The organism is Flavobacterium sp. H122, assembly GCF_004959765.1.
Taxonomy (GTDB): domain Bacteria; phylum Bacteroidota; class Bacteroidia; order Flavobacteriales; family Flavobacteriaceae; genus Flavobacterium.
In genome coordinates this window covers 210241-228422 of sequence record NZ_SJZD01000006.1, presented here as the reverse complement: position 1 = coordinate 228422, position 18182 = coordinate 210241, and the positions used below count along the sequence as shown (strand labels likewise).

14 protein-coding genes are annotated in these 18182 nt (G+C 35.2%); 1 reads left to right on the top strand and 13 read right to left on the bottom strand.

From position 1 onward, the window contains the following. From EZM65_RS11035 to fabD, 3 genes are all read right to left on the bottom strand, one after another. A partial coding sequence (locus EZM65_RS11035; protein WP_136668619.1) for a hypothetical protein occupies window positions 1–779 on the bottom strand: 779 nt, incomplete at its 3' end. Between the two features lie 491 nt (window positions 780–1270). After that, window positions 1271–1522 carry a hypothetical protein gene (locus EZM65_RS11030; protein WP_136668618.1) on the bottom strand — a complete coding sequence of 84 codons (252 nt, stop codon included), beginning with the start codon at window positions 1520–1522 and terminating at the stop codon, window positions 1271–1273. A gap of 85 nt (window positions 1523–1607) precedes the next feature. Further along, window positions 1608–2477, bottom strand: coding sequence for an ACP S-malonyltransferase (gene fabD, locus EZM65_RS11025; protein WP_136668617.1), 870 nt, complete (start codon window positions 2475–2477; stop codon window positions 1608–1610). 356 nt (window positions 2478–2833) lie between these two features. Between fabD and EZM65_RS11020 the strand changes: the two genes are divergently transcribed. Then, window positions 2834–4459, top strand: a complete 1626-nt coding sequence (locus tag EZM65_RS11020; protein ID WP_136668616.1) for a hypothetical protein — start codon at window positions 2834–2836, stop codon at window positions 4457–4459. Between the two features lie 56 nt (window positions 4460–4515). Here the strand turns inward: EZM65_RS11020 and EZM65_RS11015 are convergent, their stop codons facing one another. The 10 genes from EZM65_RS11015 to EZM65_RS10975 all read right to left on the bottom strand — a co-directional run bounded on the left by EZM65_RS11015 (window position 4516) and on the right by EZM65_RS10975 (window position 18179). Then, window positions 4516–5193 (bottom strand): response regulator transcription factor, encoded by a 678-nt coding sequence (locus EZM65_RS11015; RefSeq protein ID WP_136668615.1) that lies wholly within the window; start codon window positions 5191–5193, stop codon window positions 4516–4518. Beyond that, window positions 5183–7123, bottom strand: coding sequence for a tetratricopeptide repeat-containing sensor histidine kinase (locus EZM65_RS11010; RefSeq protein WP_169051701.1), 1941 nt, complete (start codon window positions 7121–7123; stop codon window positions 5183–5185). Before EZM65_RS11010 ends, EZM65_RS11015 begins: the two co-directional genes overlap by 11 nt. Window positions 7124–7335: 212 nt before the next feature. Next, entirely contained in the window at window positions 7336–7509 is a 174-nt protein-coding gene (locus EZM65_RS15545; protein WP_169051700.1) for a hypothetical protein, read from the bottom strand. Window positions 7510–8019: 510 nt separating this feature from the next. Further along, a complete protein-coding gene (locus EZM65_RS11005; protein ID WP_136668613.1) occupies window positions 8020–8622 on the bottom strand; it encodes an START domain-containing protein in 603 nt (200 codons plus the stop codon). A 16-nt stretch (window positions 8623–8638) separates the two neighbouring features. Beyond that, complete coding sequence (locus EZM65_RS11000) at window positions 8639–10036, bottom strand: DUF1302 domain-containing protein (protein ID WP_136668612.1); 1398 nt, start codon at window positions 10034–10036, stop codon at window positions 8639–8641. Between the two features lie 119 nt (window positions 10037–10155). Further along, entirely contained in the window at window positions 10156–10947 is a 792-nt protein-coding gene (locus EZM65_RS10995; protein WP_136668611.1) for an outer membrane lipoprotein-sorting protein, read from the bottom strand. Between the two features lie 36 nt (window positions 10948–10983). Then, the gene (locus EZM65_RS10990; protein WP_136668610.1) at window positions 10984–13341 is read right to left on the bottom strand and encodes an RND family transporter; all 2358 of its coding nucleotides are present in this window, start codon (window positions 13339–13341) and stop codon (window positions 10984–10986) included. A 14-nt stretch (window positions 13342–13355) separates the two neighbouring features. After that, window positions 13356–13790 (bottom strand): SRPBCC family protein, encoded by a 435-nt coding sequence (locus tag EZM65_RS10985; protein WP_136668609.1) that lies wholly within the window; start codon window positions 13788–13790, stop codon window positions 13356–13358. Between the two features lie 16 nt (window positions 13791–13806). Beyond that, a complete protein-coding gene (locus EZM65_RS10980; protein WP_136668608.1) occupies window positions 13807–17853 on the bottom strand; it encodes an amino acid adenylation domain-containing protein in 4047 nt (1348 codons plus the stop codon). Window positions 17854–17876: 23 nt separating this feature from the next. Further along, complete coding sequence (locus EZM65_RS10975) at window positions 17877–18179, bottom strand: acyl carrier protein (RefSeq protein ID WP_169051699.1); 303 nt, start codon at window positions 18177–18179, stop codon at window positions 17877–17879. Window positions 18180–18182 lie beyond the last annotated feature (3 nt).

Sequence of the window (18182 nt, the reverse complement as noted above, 5' to 3'; positions counted from 1 at the left end):
TTCCCAAAAACAACATCTCCGGGAACATAATCAATAAGAGTTCTGAAGAACTCAAAGTCGATATGTTTACTACCGCTGGTGTCTCTTAAGGAACCGCCAGCAAAAGCCCATAGTGTTGTAAAAGGTCTTGGATCCAGACCGGTGGGTTCTTTTGGATCAACCCCCCGTAAATGCGCATACACGTCAACTATATCATCTTTTTGAGGAATACTTCCAATTCCTAAATTCCATGTATTAGGATTGTCAGAGTTTTTGTCTTTTGTTCCTGAAAAGATACTGGAGTCATTTTCTCCCTGACCGCTTATATTATCCCGTCCATACACAGAATCAAGCCATAAGTAGCCGTCAACGATAGGATAAGGGTAAGGAAATGTTGGAGTTGTAACAGATTGTCTTAATTCAAATGCATAGTTGTATTTTGGAGTTGCCAGTATAGTGGCCTCAATGGCCGCTGCATTTGACTGATCTATTACCCCTTTGCCGGAGCCGGGAAATAAAATAGGGTCAACAAACCAATCGTCTGTTCCCAAAGCTGATGGGAGAGGTATTGGTGGAATATCGGTGTTTGGGAATTGAAGCTGGTTAGCATATACGTCAGCTTCAACACCAAAATTAGCTTTGACAGTGGCATCTCCCACTAACTGGGAAAAGGCACTGCTGCCTGTTAATAATACAAAGAAAGAAAATACAAATTGTAAAAGTTTTTTGCTTCTACAACAGGGAAAAGAAGACAAATGCCAGTCTTTCCCGTTTTTGTTTAAAAGGATAGATTTTTCCATAATAATATCATTTATGACCATTATTAGGAAGTAGTATTAATTAATATAATTTGGGGTCTAAAATACTTTTGATTTTAAACATTGATTAATTAATTAGATTAGAAAAAAGATTGAAACAATTGTGTGTTGAGGTGGTATTATAAAATGACAAATTGAGGTATTTCATTAATTGTCAGTATTTTATCGCAAAAACAATAGAAGATCATTATTATTTATCAAAATTATTTATAATTGAAAAACTTATTGTGAAAAAGTTAATCTTTAACATTTTTAACAAGATTAATTACATGTTGTATTAGCTTGATTTAATTATAATTGATTTTATGGGCAGTAGCGGGAAGTCAAAATCATCTGATGTTTTTTGAAACAGGTTTACCCTTTTTTAATTTCTTATTTGCTGGAAACTATTCATTTCAGTCAGCTTCTTTCAGGACAATGCATAAAAAAATCCCGATGGAAACCGGGATTTTGTTTTTTATAGAAAAGCAAGATTATTTCTTAGCTTCTTCTTTTACAGCTTTAGCAGCTTCTTCTACTTTTTCAGCACTGGCAGCAGCGGCTTCTTTAGCGGCGTCTTTTACTTCTGTAGCAGCAGAATCCATTGCAGCAGCAGCGGTATCCATTGCTTCTGTCATTTCAGTTCCAACAGCGTCAGCAGCCTGAGCAGCCTCGTCTTGAGTTTTTTCTTTGCAAGATGTCATTAAAGCAGCAACTAATGCTAAGCTAAAAATTGTTTTTTTCATTTTCCTGTAGGTTTTAGAATTAATAATTAATCTATTTAACGTTAATATTAAATAAAATATTTCTTAATTCCAAATCTTTTTAAAATTATGCAGAAATAGTTTCCACTTCTTTATTTATCTTGTTTACAAGACCTACCAGTACTTTTCCAGGACCTACTTCAGTGAATGATGATGCCCCGTCAGCAATCATTTGCTGTACTGACTGCGTCCATTTTACCGCACCGGTTAATTGGGAAATCAAATTCTTTTTGATTTCAGCCGGATCACTTACCGCATTTGCAGTTACATTTTGATAAACAGGGCAGGATGGAGTGCTGAAGTTGGTCGCTTCAATAGCTGCGGCAAGTTTTTCTCTGGCCGGTTCCATCATAGGAGAGTGGAATGCTCCTCCGACAGGTAGGATTAAAGCGCGTTTAGCTCCTGCTTCTTTCATTTTTTCACATGCCGTTTCCACTGCTTTTAATTCGCCTGAAATAACTAATTGTCCAGGACAGTTATAATTAGCGGCAACCACTACACCGTCAATTGAAGCACATATATCTTCGACTGTTTTGTCGTTTAAATTTAAAACTGCTGCCATAGTTGAAGGTGTAATTTCACAGGCTTCCTGCATAGCAAGCGCACGTTGTGACACTAATTTCAAACCATCTTCAAAAGACAGTGCTCCGTTAGCCACTAAAGCGGAAAATTCGCCTAACGAGTGACCCGCAACCATATCCGGTTTGATGTCCAGTACTTTAGCCAATATAACCGAATGTAAGAAAACCGCAGGCTGTGTAACTTTGGTTTCTTTTAATTCTTCGGCTGTACCTTCAAACATAATATCCGTAATACGGAAGCCTAAAATTTCATTGGCTTTTTCAAATAATTCTTTTGCTAATTCAGAGGATTCGTATAAATCTTTACCCATTCCGGTAAATTGAGCTCCTTGACCAGGAAAAACGTATGCTTTCATTAAAAATAGATTTAAAATTAAAGGATTTAAAGTTTAAATAATCAATCTTGTTTATTTGAGTTATTATATGCTTAATTTAGTGTAACGCTTAATGTTTTTACCACTTAGATATTCAGTCTTTAACCTTTACTGTTTTAAAAATTTTATATAATCTCCCAATTAACTTAATTTCTTAATATTGAACTTTGCCAAACAATAGTTAGAATTATAAGTTTGAGAAAATTAAGTTCATGAAATAAACGGTATTGGTTAAATGACTTTAAAATTTGAACAAAAATACACAAAATTATTCGGAAACCACTTTTGTAACTTTTAGCAAAAAATTACGTCTAATCATCAAACAAACTTTCTATAAAATGAACAAAATTTTTACAATAATACTCTTTATTATTTTAGGGATATTACTTGTGTACTTCAACCTGCCGGTATTGAATTACGGCTTTACAGAACTCCCTTTTTTACTTTTAATCTTAGTATTTGCAGGGATCTTTTTATCCATGAGACTTCGGGTTTCCAGTGATGGGAAACAAGTGAAAATGTTAAGCATGCCTTCAAAAGTATTGTTATACGTGACTGGAATTTTATTATTGTACATTTTTGTACTGCCTGTTTTTAGTTCGCGGTTGGTGCAAACCAAAAATCACCAGCAAATGATTGGTAAAGTTGCCAATGGTAATCAAATATCAGATCACATCGCACCGATTTCTTTAAATGAGATTCGTGTGGTAGATGAAGAACTTGCGTATTTATTAGGGGAAAAAATTTTAGGTTCGCAACCTGCTTTGGGCAGTCAGGTACATTTAGGGGAATTTTGCATTCAAAAAGTGAAAAACAAACTCTATTGGGTAGCCCCCCTATTGCATTCCGGATTTTTTAAATGGATGAATAATAAAGAAGGTACTGCGGGTTATGTTATGGTTTCGGCGACGAATGAGCGCGATGTGAAATTGATTCAGAACATTAACGGGAATCCTGTGAAAATTAAATACCAGCCTTCGGCTTATTTTGGCGACGAGATACAGAGATATATTTATTTCAAAGGTTACAGTTCTACAGGGTTGACAGATTTTACTTTTGAAATTGACGATTCCGGGAAACCGTTTTGGGTAGTGACTAAATACGAAAAGAAAATAGGGTTTTCAGGTAATGAAGCAACAGGTGTTGTTGTGGTTGATGCGCAGACAGGTGCTATAAAAGAATATGCTGTTGCTGATACGCCTTTGTGGATAGACCGGATTCAGCCGGTAAGTTTTATTGAAGATCAATTGAATGACTGGGGCGAATTGGTACATGGATACTGGAATTTTTCAAATGCTGATAAATTGCAGATTACCGAAGATATGATGCTGGTGTATGGAAAAGACAATAAATCTTACTGGTATACAGGTTTGACCTCTGTAGGGAAAGATGAATCAACTGTTGGGTTTGTGTTGGTTGACACACGTACCAAACAAGCTGCGTTTTACAAACAAAGCGGTGCGACTGAGTATGCGGCACAAAACTCGGCACAGGGGAAAGTGCAGGAAAAAGACTATTATGCATCGTTGCCTATTCCTTATAACATCAACAATATTCCAACGTATGTAATGACTTTGAAAGATAAAGGCGGCTTGGTAAAAATGTTTGCCATGGTTTCTATTCATGACTATACCATAGTGGGTGTGGGGAATACGATGCGTGAAACGTTAATGGCGTATAAGAATGCCTACAATATGTCCGGTGATGTGATAAAACCCGAAGCAGCTACGGATAAGAAAGCTATTAAAGCCGAAGTAACCCGCATTCAAAACGATGTGAAAAACGGCAATAGTTTTTACTATTTTACGGTACAGGGCGAAAGCAAAATTTTCATTGGTTCGTCGCAATTGTCCAACCATTTGCCGATTACGCGTGTGGGTGATCAAGTGGAAATCACTTACGATGCCGACACTGAAGAGGTGATTGATGTATCGAGTTTTAAGAATTTTTCTATTGGGAAATAATACAGGGGACGAAAGTCCCCTTTTTTAATTTTTTACTATTATAGATTAAATACCTTTTAAATAAATCCTTTTTCATGCGCAGCTTTAATAAGCTCTTTGTTGCTGTTGTTCTCGATTTTGAGCAATGCTTTCAAATTCCGTTTCCTTCTTTCTATACCGGCTATGGATAAAGGCAGGAATTCAGGAAGGTCTTTCGTTTTTGTGCCAATGGAAATCAAATAGAGTATCTGACGGTCAATATCATCAAGTGTAAAGTCAGAAGTCAGCTGTTTCCGGAGTAATTGATTGACGGTTTCGCTGTAATACGTCTGATTGTTTAAAATCGCACTGATTGCATTAATTAAAATATCTGTAGTGACATCACTTTTGATTAAGAAACCTTCGGGGTTGAGATTCTTGAATATCGATTTGATGCGGTGATTGTCGTCAAACATAGTTGATACGATAATTTTTGTGCCGGGCATTTTGTTTCTGACTTTTAAGCCCAGATCTTCTCCGCTTACAATTTTTCCATTGAGGGAGGGGGGGAGTTTTACATCCAGAAAAACAATATTATATTTTTTGGTTGAATTGCAGTTTTTGATTTTTTGGTCACCCGCCTCGCAGTCACCTGCTGTATCTATTGTGAATTTTATGTTTTGAAAGTTTGCTGCAACACGGTTTACAGCACTTTTGTATGCTTCAATAATCATTGGATGGTCATCTATGATTAAGATTTTCAATTCACTTTGCATCGTTGTTGATTTTTAAAGGTATTTTAATGTAAAGTTTTGTTCCTTTCCCAATTTCTGATTCCAGATTAAAATGACCGTTTAGTAATTTGGTTCTGGAAGCAATGTTTTTCAGACCAATTCCACGGGGTACATATTTTGTGTTAAATCCTTTTCCGTTATCAGTAATTGTGAGGTCAATGTAATTGTTTATAAGATTGAATTGAATAGTAATCTGAGTGGCTGCGGCATGTTTGTTAATATTTTGAATCGCTTCCTGTATGATTCTGTAAATATTTATCTTCATGTTGTTGCAGATAAGTTTCCAGAAAAGATTAGGGCTGGATTTGATGTCGTATTTAAATCCGCTTATAGTACTTTGATTTTCCAGAAGCAAATGCACAATATTAATGAAATCGATGTCTGAACTCAATAACTCATTGTTTAATTTGTGCGAGAGATTTCTTATTTCTTCCTCTATGTTCTTTAATTCTTTTTGAAAGCGGTTGTGGTTTTGAATGTTTTTTTCTTCGTCAACAATATTTAAAAAACCAATGTTCATCCGAACACCAAACAGGCTGCTTAATACACCATCGTGAAGTTCTTCCGAAATCCGAAGCCGTTCCTGCCTTTTTCCTTCATCAATTTTATTGTGCTGCTCTATCATTAAAGCGTATATTTCCTCATTGCTTTTCTGCTGTTCCCGCTCAAGCAGTAAGGTTTTATTTTTGGTATTCTGGTACTTGACCAAATATAACAGGCCACCAACCAGCGTAGTGAAAATACCTATAACCAGAATGAGTATTTTTTGTTTTTTCTGCTCCTGGGATTCTTTTATATATTCATCCGTTTCAAATCGGATACGTTCAAACTTGTTTCGGGTAATACGTTCCTGTTTAAAAAAGGAATCGTTTAACGCGATGTATTTTTCTGCATGATGATTGTTTTTCCTTTTGTCTATTTTCGAAAGCAATAACAAGGAATTAAGGATGTCCCGGTTACTGTGGATTTTCTGGGCTATTTTATTGGCTTCTGAAGCTTCTTCTATTGACCTTGAAGTGTCTTTGCAGATGGCGTGGTATTCAGCCATGTGTAATTTATTGGTTACTATTCCTGAATAGTAATGGTATTTTTGTCTTATGCCCAATGCTTTTTTAAAGAGAGGCAGACTCGATTTAATGTTGCCGGTTTTTAATCTGCAGTAAGTTATATTGTCCAGAAGCGTGGCATAAACCTGCGGGTCTCTTTTTAAAAGCTGATCCGTTGCGAGTCCTTTAGCAAAAAAAGAGATGGCTTTTGCATATTTGTTTTGGTTGCTTAAAACAACACCGATGTTGTTCAGACAGGACGCCAGCAAAATATCACTGTTGTTGATTTTTGAAAGATTTTTTTCAGCTTCGAAATGTACTTCAAGTGATTTTTTATAATCTCCCATTTCGTTGTAAATAATCCCAAGATTATTATAGCATTTGAATAATTGCTGGTACTTGTGCAGCGGTTTTAGTTTTGCAATGGCTTTGAAGGTATTGATTTCACTTCCGGTATAATCCTTTGCATTGCACTGTATAATAGCCATGTTGAGCAGCATCCGGGCTGAATTGTAATGCAGGCCTGTTTCCGATTGAATTTTCTCCGCTTTATAATAATAGTAAAAAGCACTGTCGTTCATGGGCATATTTGAAGTATAGAAATTGCCAAGATCCCAGTACAAATTTGCCAGTACGGATGAATTTCTGGATTTTTCAGCTAATTCAACAGCAAGTCTGTTTGCTTTTTTAAATAAAGTATGGTCAGAAAAAAGATTGGATTCTTTTGATATTTTGCTGAGACAGGAAAGCTTTACCGAGTCGTTCGTTTCTTTCAGAGCTTTCGCGTAAGCGGTATAAAGCAGTTTGTTTTGTTCTGATTCATTAAAAGGAAGTGGTTTTTCATAGTCAGAATCCCCTTGTATCATTTCTTTAACAATACATCCCGAATTATTTTTGTTACAGGAAAGTAAACAAAAAAAGACTAAAAAGAGTAAGGAGAACGTATTGAAATTTCGAAGAAACATATGCTTGTTTATGAAATCCGGCCTGTGTCAAATTAAAATTATTCTGTCAGCGGTTTGTTTTTTGTTATAAAATTAAAGCTTTAAAGTCTGAAATATGTTTGGTTTTTATAAGTTTAATCTCTTCTTTCTACTTTGTTTACCTGGTCGCCGGGCTCCAATTCGCTTATGTTAACATGTGTGGATGCGATAATTGCTTTTTTTTCTGTTGATTTCATCGTTTTATAGACAAAATAAAAAGCTATAATTCCAATAATTAAAACCGTTGCGGCAGCTTTTGAAATTTTCATTCTAAAGTTCAATTTAATTAGTTTGTCAGTTATACTTTATTAAAATTCAATCTATAGGTTAAGCAATTGATATTTTGAGAAAATTTGGGGTAAAACTAAATATTTTGAAAACGAATAAATTACGGTTTTTCCATAAAAAAAGTTAAATTTTTTCCTACAAATATATAAAATATTACGTGTTTTTTACTGAGTTTTTTTGGAATGTTTTTCAAGAGAAGCACAGACTAGAATAAGATGAAAGGAAGGTCCTTGATTTTTAGGACACTATTAAATGATAAGCGCTGTGTTTTTTTGCCATGATATACTGACAAATTTTGTATTCCGTCAAAAGGAAGATTCAAATCTTTGACGTTGATTTTTGAAACACTTACCGGTTTTTCAATAAAAAAATCGGGGATGGATTAGATCATATACGGTTACTTTCTCTCACCATTCCCGAAATTATAACTAACAAATAAGATACCGGACTATCGCTCAGTTCAGCGTTGCGGCAGTCATTTTCCGTTTGGGTTAATTTGCCATTTTATTCTTTAAATTAACAAAGGTAGCCAACGGACCGTCAGTTACTTTGCTGTTAGCGACCCATGCAGGAATGCTTCCTCCCGGTTCAGCATGAATTTGCTGTTCTACCTGTACGAATCCATTGTTTTTTGGAGTCAGTACCCATTTACCTCTGAATTTAGGCATACGGACATAGTCTGCTTTGGCTTTTATAAATGTTGGATTTTCGGTCATAGCAAGATTTATGATACCGTTATTGTCTTTACTGAGTGTCGCTTCAATAACCGCATCACGGTTCTTTAAAGGCCAGGGCAGACTCAGCTGTATATGGTAAACAAATTTTCCGGAATTTAATTTTTTTAAAAGACTTCCGGATTCACAGCCGTCAATCCACTTAGAGTACCCCTCAAAATTGATCAGCATATCAAGGATTTTGTCAATGTCTCCTTTTATGATTGTAATGGCTTTGAATTCTTTTATTTTTGATCCCTGAATGTTTCGGGTGTAAATTTGAATCTGCTGGTCGTTTTTAGCTAAAGTCCAGTCTGATTGCGATTGGGCATTTATTGAAAATAAGCACAGCAATAAAATAATTTTAAAGTAGGTTTTCATATTTTATTTTTTAGAGTTAGAAACTGTATTTTAACCGGACTTGGATTCGGTCATTTTTATCATAGTTGCCAAAGAAGGTGTTTTTTTTACCGCCTAAACAATCCACAAATACATTTAAATTCAGGCCGTCAGCAATCTGCCGGGAGTATTGTGGCTGCACATAGTAATTTTTGGCTGTAAAATCATAAGTAGCCTGAAGACTTAGTTTAGAAATTGAATTTAATTCTAAATCGATTTTTGAAACTACTGATTTTTGAAAAATAGCATTCATATTGGTATTGGGCGGAAGATCACCTTTTGCGGCCAGAATATTGACCCATTGCAGCAATACGAAAAGATTGTTCTCGCCAATCACATTGCTGAAATCCCTGTCAATTCCAACAACATACCAGAAAAACGGATTGTCTATATAATCAATAGTTCCTTTTTTATCTTCTGTCTGAAAGTAAGCAGCCTCACCACGTAAACCAAATTTTCCGGCAGCCTTTGAAAAATCAAAGCCGTATACCTGCAGTTTTTTGATTTCCGGTTTAATCGTTATAGCTGCCGAGCTGAAATCGCCGGCGAAAGTAACATCCTTATTGAAACTTGGTAAATCATCAAATCCATTGTAGTAACTCATAGATAAATCCCAGCCTTTAAATACAGTTGATAGTTTTAAAGCAAATTGAGCACTTCTTATATCATTCTTAGGCAGTTTTGTTTCGGAGAAAGTATAATTTGCATTGATGGGTGTACCGTCCGGTAATATAATCTGAGGATCCAAATCAGTAAACCAACGTGAATTTTGAGTAGGTAAAACTGATGAATTGTAAATAGGAAGAAAATCGGCTTCTAAAGTAAAATCTCCTAAATAATATTTTGTCTGCAAAGCAATAGAACCAATCCGTTCGTCATCCGTATCTAAAATATCACTGTAATCAATAGGATTGATATTGTTTGTAGGGTTTATACCATCTGCTGTTCCCCAGGTTATGAGTTGTTTCCCTAACCGGATGTCAAAATCTTTAGACGAATAATCGATAAAGGCTTCGTCTATGAAAATCCTGTTTCTTGCACTGTCAGACTGATCGTTCCGCATCTCGACAGCCGAATGGAAATTGAATTTTGAATTAATTTTATGATCCGCAATAAGCTGAAAAATACCTTGATTCCGACTGTTTATTTTGTCATCACGCTGTTTGAAATAGCTGATGTGGTCCAATTCCAGAAAACCGCTGAGTTTTAATTTTTCGGGTGCAGCTTCAGCTTGTGTTTCATCTTGCGTGTCAGTTTCAGCTTCGGTTTCAATACTTGTTTCGGAAGAAGTTATTGTATCCGTTACTATTTGGGCTTCTTGTGGAACTATGGTGTCATTTTGGGCAAAAATTAAACTGCTTGTTGTAAGAAGTAGTAATGTAATTAAAAATTTCATGAGGCTTGTAAAAGTTGCGGAGATTAAATATGTATTGAAAACTGCTTTTATTGATTAGTTTGGTAGGTTAAAAGAAGTAGTGACATAAAAGCAGCTTCAATACAAAGATTTTTTAAAAATTAAATTCCTTTTTCTAAATTTCGTTTAGAGAAAGCATCATTGCTGACACCTTTATTAATCAATATGTTTTTGTAAACCAAAGTTGTTTTGTGCTTTGTTTTCAGGTTGTTTACAACAATTTTATAGGCTCTCCATTTTTTAGCATCTTTAGCAAAACGGATGTCTGATGCCAGAAGCTCTTTTGAAAGCTGATTGTTTTTGTCAAAATACTTAATCATAGAGAACATGAAGTTGTCTTTTCTCACAAATAAAATACGTTTGCTGTAACCGCTTTCTTTTTTCTTCGCAGCACTTTTTGGAGTAGCTTCAATAACAAAATGGTCAACATTGTCAATCATTTTGGAACCAGTTAATTTATAATCAAATTCAGAGATTTCTTCTGTATCCAAATCTTCATAAGCAAGATCGGAACCCATAAAGTTGTCAGATTTGTCAGCAGCAGAAATTCTTCTGGTTTTGTTTAAAGCCGGTAAATACAACCATTGGTCATCTTCAGTTTTTTGGTTTTCAATAGCAAGAAATCCAGTTCCTTTCACGTCAGCCGGTGAAGAGAAAGTAATCAAAGAGGAACGGTTGTTTGAATTGTCTCTTTTAGTTACCTGCTTGATTTCACGGACACGGTTTTTTCCTTTATCGTTAGTCAATGTCATTGTGATTTCAAACTGCTCATCACTGGCAAGGATTTGAGCTTCATTTTTTTTCATTACATCCACACCGGTTTGAGCAAAAAGTGAAGCACTGTTTGTTACTGCTAAAAGTGCTAAGGCTATTATTTTTTTTGAAATTTTCATATCAATCGTTTACTTTAAATATGTTGTTTTTTAATGTTATGCTAGTTCTTCTTCCAGTTCCTCAACTTTTTGTTTTGAATCTGAATTGTCTTTGTTTACAGTAGCTGCAGTTTCTTCATTCAAGTCAGAAGTATTGTATTTTGGTTTGAAAATACTGAACAATGCTGGGAACAATACAAGTGTTCCAAAAGAAACAGTAACCATGGTGAATGAAATCAACCACCCAAAATATTGGATTGGTAAAAATCCGGAGAATACAAAAACCATAAAACAAAGAATGTTGGACGTAGAGTCATATACAATTGCTTTTCCTGTGGTAACCATCGTATGCTCTAAGGATAAACTCACATTTTTTGAAGTTTTCAAATCATTTAGGAAGTGCAGTAAATAATGCATAGCAAAGTCAATTCCAATTCCAATCCCAATCGATGTGATAATGGCAGTACCGGTTTCCAAACGCATTCCCAGGAATCCCATCAATCCGAATGTGATGATACTTGAAACCGTAAGCGGAATAATACTAAGAACTCCAATTTTAACAGAGCGGAAAGTGAACATACAAAGCACTAAAACCGAAAGTATAGCATAAAGGATATTTTCTACCTTACCTTGAACGATGTATCTGATTTGTGCCAGCCAGAACATAACTTCCCCGCCAAATTCAATTTTTGCAGATTCGCCGAAATTTTCTTTGGTATATTTTTTAAAGCTTTCGTAAATACGTAAATGGTCGTCCTGTTCTGAAGTAGTCAGGAAGAATTTTATTTTTGCTCTTTGATAATCATAATCCACTAAATCATCAAAATCTGCTGCGTCACCTGACATTGAGTATAATAAAAGATATTGAGCAATTGTGTTTTCTGATGTTGGGATCGTGTTGAAAGCCTGGTCACCGTCATGCATTTCCAGATTGATTTTTCTAACCACATTTGAAAAGGAATTACTTGAACCAACCCCAGCCTGAGCTTCTGCGAATTTTTGGAAATCAGCAATTTTTTTCAGAAACTCAGGATTTTTAAGCATTCCAGGTTCTTTAGCTTCGATCATGATGTCTAACGAACGCGCACCTCCTAAATTTTCATTCAATTTATTAAAGGTTGTTCTTAAACTATGGTCTTTAGGAAAATATTCAATAAAGTCAACACCAACTTTTACTTTTGAAATTCCATAGATTGAAATAACTAATAATACAACTGTAAAGCCCAATACTTTATAACGGTTTCTAATTGAGAAATTAGATAATTTCATTAACAATTCAGAAAGTTTTCTGCTGTCACTTGAATCGTTTACTTTATCGCTTCCTTTTTTAGATAATGCAAGGATTGCCGGAATAAACAAAATGGCGATAATGATTGACCAAACAATTCCCATCGCTGTGATTATACCGAAATCCTGAATAGAAGTAACTTTAAACGAAATTAAGGTCACTGAACCGATTGCTGATGATATACCGGTGATGAAAATAGGGAAACCCACTTTTTTGATTGCAGATTTGATCGCAGCCTGTTTTTCCATCACAGCTACTTCTTCATAATAGCTTTGAAGTACGTGTATACCATAAAAGTTTGAGATGGCAATCATTAATAAAGGAATTGCCGATGAAACTACTGTAACAGGGAAATTCATAAGTCCCATACTTCCCATTGTCCAGATAATGGTCAATAATACCACTATAAATGGTAAAACCACACCCTTTACACTTCTGAAAGCAAAAAAGAAACCTATAAGTGTCATTAATAATCCAATTGGTAAAAGAAGATTAATGTCTTTTTCAATTCCTGAATCGATATCATGCTGTGTGATAGGCGAGCCGGCTAAATAGAATTTTTCAGTTCCTTTATATTTTTTAATTATCTCATTTACCTGTGTGCTTACAATAGTTTGATCGTATCCTTCTTTCATGTTGGCTACAATCGCAGTAAATTTTCCGTCTTTAGAAATTAATTTTCCTTGAATAAGTTCGTTATTAAGGATTTCTTTCTTTAACGTTTGAATATCTTCCGGTGTAGTAGGAGCTTCTTCCATTAAAGGGCCAACTTCAAGTCCCCATTCCTTACCCTGAATATTGTTGATAGAGGCAATACTTGAAATTTCATCTTCAAGTACACCGTCTACTTTTTTTAATTCCTCTGATAATTTTACAATTTTAGATAAAGTAGGCGTTGTAAAAATATCATTGGACTCAATACCAACGATTAATACATCTTTTTTTCCAAAAACACTTTCGAGATGTTTGTTGGTTAATACAATCGGATCGTCTTTAGGAAGTTCTGATTCCTGGTTGTTTTTTGTTTCAAGTTTTGATAATCCATAACCCATGATTAAGGTGATGACAAACAAAATGCCTAAAATTGATTTAGGTCTTCCTTGGACAAATTCTGCGAATTTTTTCATTTTTAATTTGAATTTTAAGTAGTTTGGGGTACTTGTAATAAGTGATCATTTAATTTTTTGACATCTTTTTTCATCATATTTTCTACCGCTTTTTTTATGATGATATGAGGAATAATCCCGAAAAATTTTCCGGGATCGATTTCAAATAACCATTCAATTTGGGTTCCTTCACCATTTTTAATAGGAGTGAAAACCTGATGTCCGCGCATTGGGAAAACACCTTCTATTCTTTTATAAGTTCTGGTTTTATATTCCTCTGTAGTTATTTCGATCAAAAACATTTCTTTTTTACCAAGAAAGTCATAGTGGATTTGAAATAAATCTCCTTCTACATGATCAATTTTAGTAACTGACGAAATCCATAGTGGCTCGTTCTGAGGTTCATTAATATAATCGAACACCACTTGTACAGGATGATCCAGTTGATAGGTACTTTGTATTGATATCATTTTTATTAATTAATATTTATGAAAGAATGACGTTTTGTTCTGTTTCTTTTAATATAGCTGTTATGCTGTTTGCAACTACTTTAGCGTTTGGATTGTATAGCATGGTGTTATGATCCCCGGGAACATCAATAACATTCAACTCACCGATATTGCAGCGGTCCCAGCCTAAATTAATCCCGATATGCTCAATCAATGGTTCGTCAACGGCACGCAGCAAGTTTAGTTTTCCTGCATATGGTTTTGATTCATAAGTGGCCAATGCAGCACCATTGGCAATGTAAACCTGTAAGTATCTGTGAATTTGCGAATAATCAATGTCGTCGCTGATGATTTGTTTTTCTTTAGCTCTGGCTAGAACCAAATCAAACATTGTGTCAGTATCTCCCAGCGTTCTTAATTCGGCAGGATCGATAGTCAATGTTTTTCCATATGGAATGGCTAAGTCTCTTGCGAACCATGAAAGCAAAATAGCATCATCAAATTCAGTTTCACCTTCATACAATGGCGAACGGGTATCCAGTAATGTTAATGAATTTATTTCCTCACCTGTTTCTGTCATTTGTTGGGCAATTTCCAATGAAATTAATCCGCCAAAACAGTAACCGACTAAATTATAGGGCCCCTCAGGTTGTATTTTTTTGATATTTTGAAGGTAATCCGCCGCCAGGTCTTCTACTGTAACGTGTGGTACACCATCCTGATACAGGAAAGGTGACTGTAAAGCATAAATATTATGATTCTCTTCAAAACTCTCCACCATTTGTGAGTAGCAGAATACATTTCCGCCTATAGGGTGTACACAAAATACATTTGTTGTATTGGTTTCTTTTTTTCTGAAAGTCACTAACGGACTAACTTCTGTATCCTGTTCTTCCTGACGGATAATCTTAGCTAATTTTTCAATTGTGGGATGTTCAAACAATACTGAAATAGCATAGTTTTTATCAAAAACATCTTTAATCTTGCTCATCATGGTAACAGCAAGCATTGAGTGACCGCCTAATTGAAAGTAATCGTCAGTAACACCAATTGGTGATACTTCCAACACATCTTCCCATATTTTAAGAAGTTCCAACTCGGTAACGTCTCTAGCAGGAACGCACACTGAATTTTCATTCTTTATTACAGGTTCAGGAAGCTTTTTGATATCAGTTTTTCTGTTATTGTTTAATGGGAATTCCTCCATTTCCATGAAAATAGCAGGTACCATATAATCAGGTAGTCTTTCACTGCAGAAGTTTCTAAGTGCCGCATCGGTTAAGCTGTTTGCTTCTTTTGCGATATAGTAAGCCACTAAACGTTGTTCGCCTTTAGCAGATGTTTTAATGGTAACAACACAATCCTCAATGCCCGGGAAAGTAGCAAGGATTGATTGAATTTCACCCAATTCTACCCTAAAACCTCTGATTTTTACCTGTGTGTCAATACGGCCAATGAATTCTACATCACCGTTTGAATATAATTTTCCTAAATCACCGGTTTTATAGATACGGTCTCCCGTTGTTTGCGGGAAAGGATTGCTAAGGAATCTTTCTGCAGTAAGTTCAGGTAAATTCAAATAATGTTTTGCAATACCTTCACCACCCAGATAAATCTCTCCGGTAACTCCATAAGGAACAGGCTCTAAGTCTTCATTCAAAACAAACATTTCAACGTCAAGGAAAGGACGGCCAATCATGCTTTTGTGTGACTCCAGATCTTTAGCAACGATTTCTCTGTAAGTTGAATAAACCGTAGTTTCTGTTATACCATAAAGATTGATCAGTTTTGGACTTTGGTCACCATATCTGTCAATCCAAGGTCTTAAACTTTTTATTTCCAGCGCTTCCCCGCAGAAATTGATGAAACGTAGCGAAAAATCAGATGGAGTCTCTAATGACATATCATAATTCATCAATTGTTTAAATGCCGAAGGAGTCTGCGCGAGCATTGTCACTTTTTCATCGACTATTAATTTGTGAAGTTGGTCTGGATTACGGCTTACATCATGAGATAGAACAATTAATTTTGCGCCATATAATAAAGATCCGAAGATTTCCCATACACTGATATCAAATGAATAGGTGTGGAATAAACAGAAAACGTCATCTGATTTAATATCATACCAATGGTTGGTCGCCGTAAACATACGAAGTACATTAGCATGAGTATTCAGTACTCCTTTTGGTCTTCCGGTAGAACCTGAAGTATATAAAATATAGGAATACTCTTCATCCTGACTGTTGTGAACTAAATTGTCTTTAGGATAAGAGGCAATTGCAGTGTCCCAGTCTGAATCCAGATTGATTTTTTGAAGTATATTCTCAGGAGCGATATCTATTGTTAAGCCACTTTCGGTTAAAAGTATATTCATCTTAGAATCTTCAATGATAAGGTTCAATCTTTCAGATGGATTCTTTGGGTCTAACGGAACATAAGTACCGCCCGATTTTAAAATGGCTAGTATTCCAATAATCACTTCAGCAGAACGCTCCATACAAACACCAACCGGTGAACCTTTAACTGTACCTAAAGCAACTAAATGATGTGCCAGTTGATTTGCTTTTTCATTAAGTTCAGTATAAGTCAGAACAGTAGGCCCAAAAGTCAGAGCAATATTATTAGGATAAGCTGTTACTGATGCTTCGAAAGCTTCGTGCAGCGTTTTGTGTTTTGGAAATTCCTGCGGTGCATCATTCCACATTGTGAGCATTTCATTTCTCAATTCTTCACTAACGATAGCTAATTTTCCTAATTTTTCAGAAGGGTTTTTAACAATGCTTTCCAATAATACAAGGAAACTTTTTTTGATTTGAGCTATCGTCTCAATATTGAATAAATCAGTGTTGTACTTGATTATTCCCGGAAGAGTTCCGTCAATTTCGTTACCCATTTCAAAAATAAGCTCAAACTGGCCTTCCTGCTGTGGAATATCTAAAGATTCCAGTCTGAAAAGGCTTTCGCTCTCATTTCCATTCAAAGCTGCCTCAATATTTTTTAGCTGCGGTAGTTTTTGCCAGCTGAAAATTGTTTGTACAATTGGAGAACGGCTTGTATCTCTTGCCGGTTTTAATTCTTTTACCAAGGAAGAAAAAGGATAATCCTGATGTTTCATTCCTTCAATAACATTATTTTTTACTGTTTTAAGAAAATCATTAAATGCCTCATTTTTATTAAAAGAAGATTTTAAAACGATAGTATTTACAAAATTACCGATAAGGTTTCGGTAAGATTTTTGATTTCTTAAAGCGACAGGAGATCCTATCAGTAATTCATCCTGATTGGTATAACGGTGCAATAAGGTTTTATAAGCTGAAATCATCAGCATAAATAATGTCACACCTTCATTTTTTGCAGTGTTGTTAAGTTTTTCGGTTAAATCCTTATCAATAACAAAACGCTCTATAGCCCCGTTATAAGTAACATTCTTGGGTCTTGATTTATCAACAGGAAGTTCTAAAATTGGAAATTCATTTCCGATTTTTTCTTTCCAGTAGTTTTTCAATTGTTCTCCCTGTTCGCTCGAAAGTAACTTTTCCTGATTGGTTACATGCTCATATAAAGAAGTAGTGAAAGGCTCTAATACCGGCTTTTCATTATTCTTCAGGGCTAAATAGGTAGGTTGTAATTCCTGTACAAGAATACTTAATGACCATAAGTCCATTGCAATATGATGCGCTGTAACGACTATAACAAATTCATTTTCAGTTACCTCATAAAGGTGAAATCTGATTAAAGAATCCTGTTCTAAATTAAATGGTATTTTTGTGTCTTTATCTATTTCCTGTTCCAGACTGTTTGTGAAATCAACAGCTTTTTTTTCTTCAAAATAAAGTTTCGTTTCAGTTTCCGAATCTTTGTATTGAACAGGCTTTCCGTTAATTAATTTGAATTTTGTGCTTAATCCTGAATGTCTTTGAATCAAGTATTGGAACGATTTTTTTAATAATTCCCTGTCTAAGGTTCCGGTGATTTTTGCTCCGAAAACAACATTGTAAGCAGTGTTTTCAGGAGATAGCTGTTGAATAAACCACAATCCTTCCTGTTCTTTTGAGAGTGCAAACTCTTTTGTAGAAATAACCATTTTTTGTTTTATGAAAATTAAGTTTATTCGTTTGAATTAATAGTGTTGTATAAGAATGCTGACAGACTTTCGATAGTTGGGTAATCCCATAAAACAGTAGATGCCAGTTCAATTTCCAAAGCATCTTCCAGTTCTCCTGAAATCATTACGGCATCCATAGAATCTAAGCCATAAGTTGCCAATTCAGTTGTAATGTCAATGTCTGAAGGAGATAAATTCAGTTGTGAGCTGATTTTACTGATCAGCCAATTTTGTATTTCTGCAACAGTGGCAGCATTTGAAATAGTTAGTGTTTTTTCCGGAGAAATGTTGTTTTCTGATATCATCGT

What these genes read in the sequence shown, in the direction of transcription:
- EZM65_RS10995 (WP_136668611.1), bottom strand. Translation starts at nt 10,947, where the DNA reads ATGAAAATTTCAAAAAAAATAATAGCCTTAGCACTTTTAGCAGTAACA.
- EZM65_RS10980 (WP_136668608.1), bottom strand. Translation starts at nt 17,853, where the DNA reads ATGGTTATTTCTACAAAAGAGTTTGCACTCTCAAAAGAACAGGAAGGA.
- EZM65_RS10990 (WP_136668610.1), bottom strand. Translation starts at nt 13,341, where the DNA reads ATGAAAAAATTCGCAGAATTTGTCCAAGGAAGACCTAAATCAATTTTA.
- EZM65_RS11010 (WP_169051701.1), bottom strand. Translation starts at nt 7,123, where the DNA reads ATGATACAAGGGGATTCTGACTATGAAAAACCACTTCCTTTTAATGAA.
- EZM65_RS10985 (WP_136668609.1), bottom strand. Translation starts at nt 13,790, where the DNA reads ATGATATCAATACAAAGTACCTATCAACTGGATCATCCTGTACAAGTG.
- EZM65_RS11015 (WP_136668615.1), bottom strand. Translation starts at nt 5,193, where the DNA reads ATGCAAAGTGAATTGAAAATCTTAATCATAGATGACCATCCAATGATT.
- fabD (WP_136668617.1), bottom strand. Translation starts at nt 2,477, where the DNA reads ATGAAAGCATACGTTTTTCCTGGTCAAGGAGCTCAATTTACCGGAATG.
- EZM65_RS15545 (WP_169051700.1), bottom strand. Translation starts at nt 7,509, where the DNA reads ATGAAAATTTCAAAAGCTGCCGCAACGGTTTTAATTATTGGAATTATA.
- EZM65_RS11020 (WP_136668616.1), top strand. Translation starts at nt 2,834, where the DNA reads ATGAACAAAATTTTTACAATAATACTCTTTATTATTTTAGGGATATTA.
- EZM65_RS11030 (WP_136668618.1), bottom strand. Translation starts at nt 1,522, where the DNA reads ATGAAAAAAACAATTTTTAGCTTAGCATTAGTTGCTGCTTTAATGACA.
- EZM65_RS11005 (WP_136668613.1), bottom strand. Translation starts at nt 8,622, where the DNA reads ATGAAAACCTACTTTAAAATTATTTTATTGCTGTGCTTATTTTCAATA.
- EZM65_RS10975 (WP_169051699.1), bottom strand. Translation starts at nt 18,179, where the DNA reads ATGATATCAGAAAACAACATTTCTCCGGAAAAAACACTAACTATTTCA.
- EZM65_RS11000 (WP_136668612.1), bottom strand. Translation starts at nt 10,036, where the DNA reads ATGAAATTTTTAATTACATTACTACTTCTTACAACAAGCAGTTTAATT.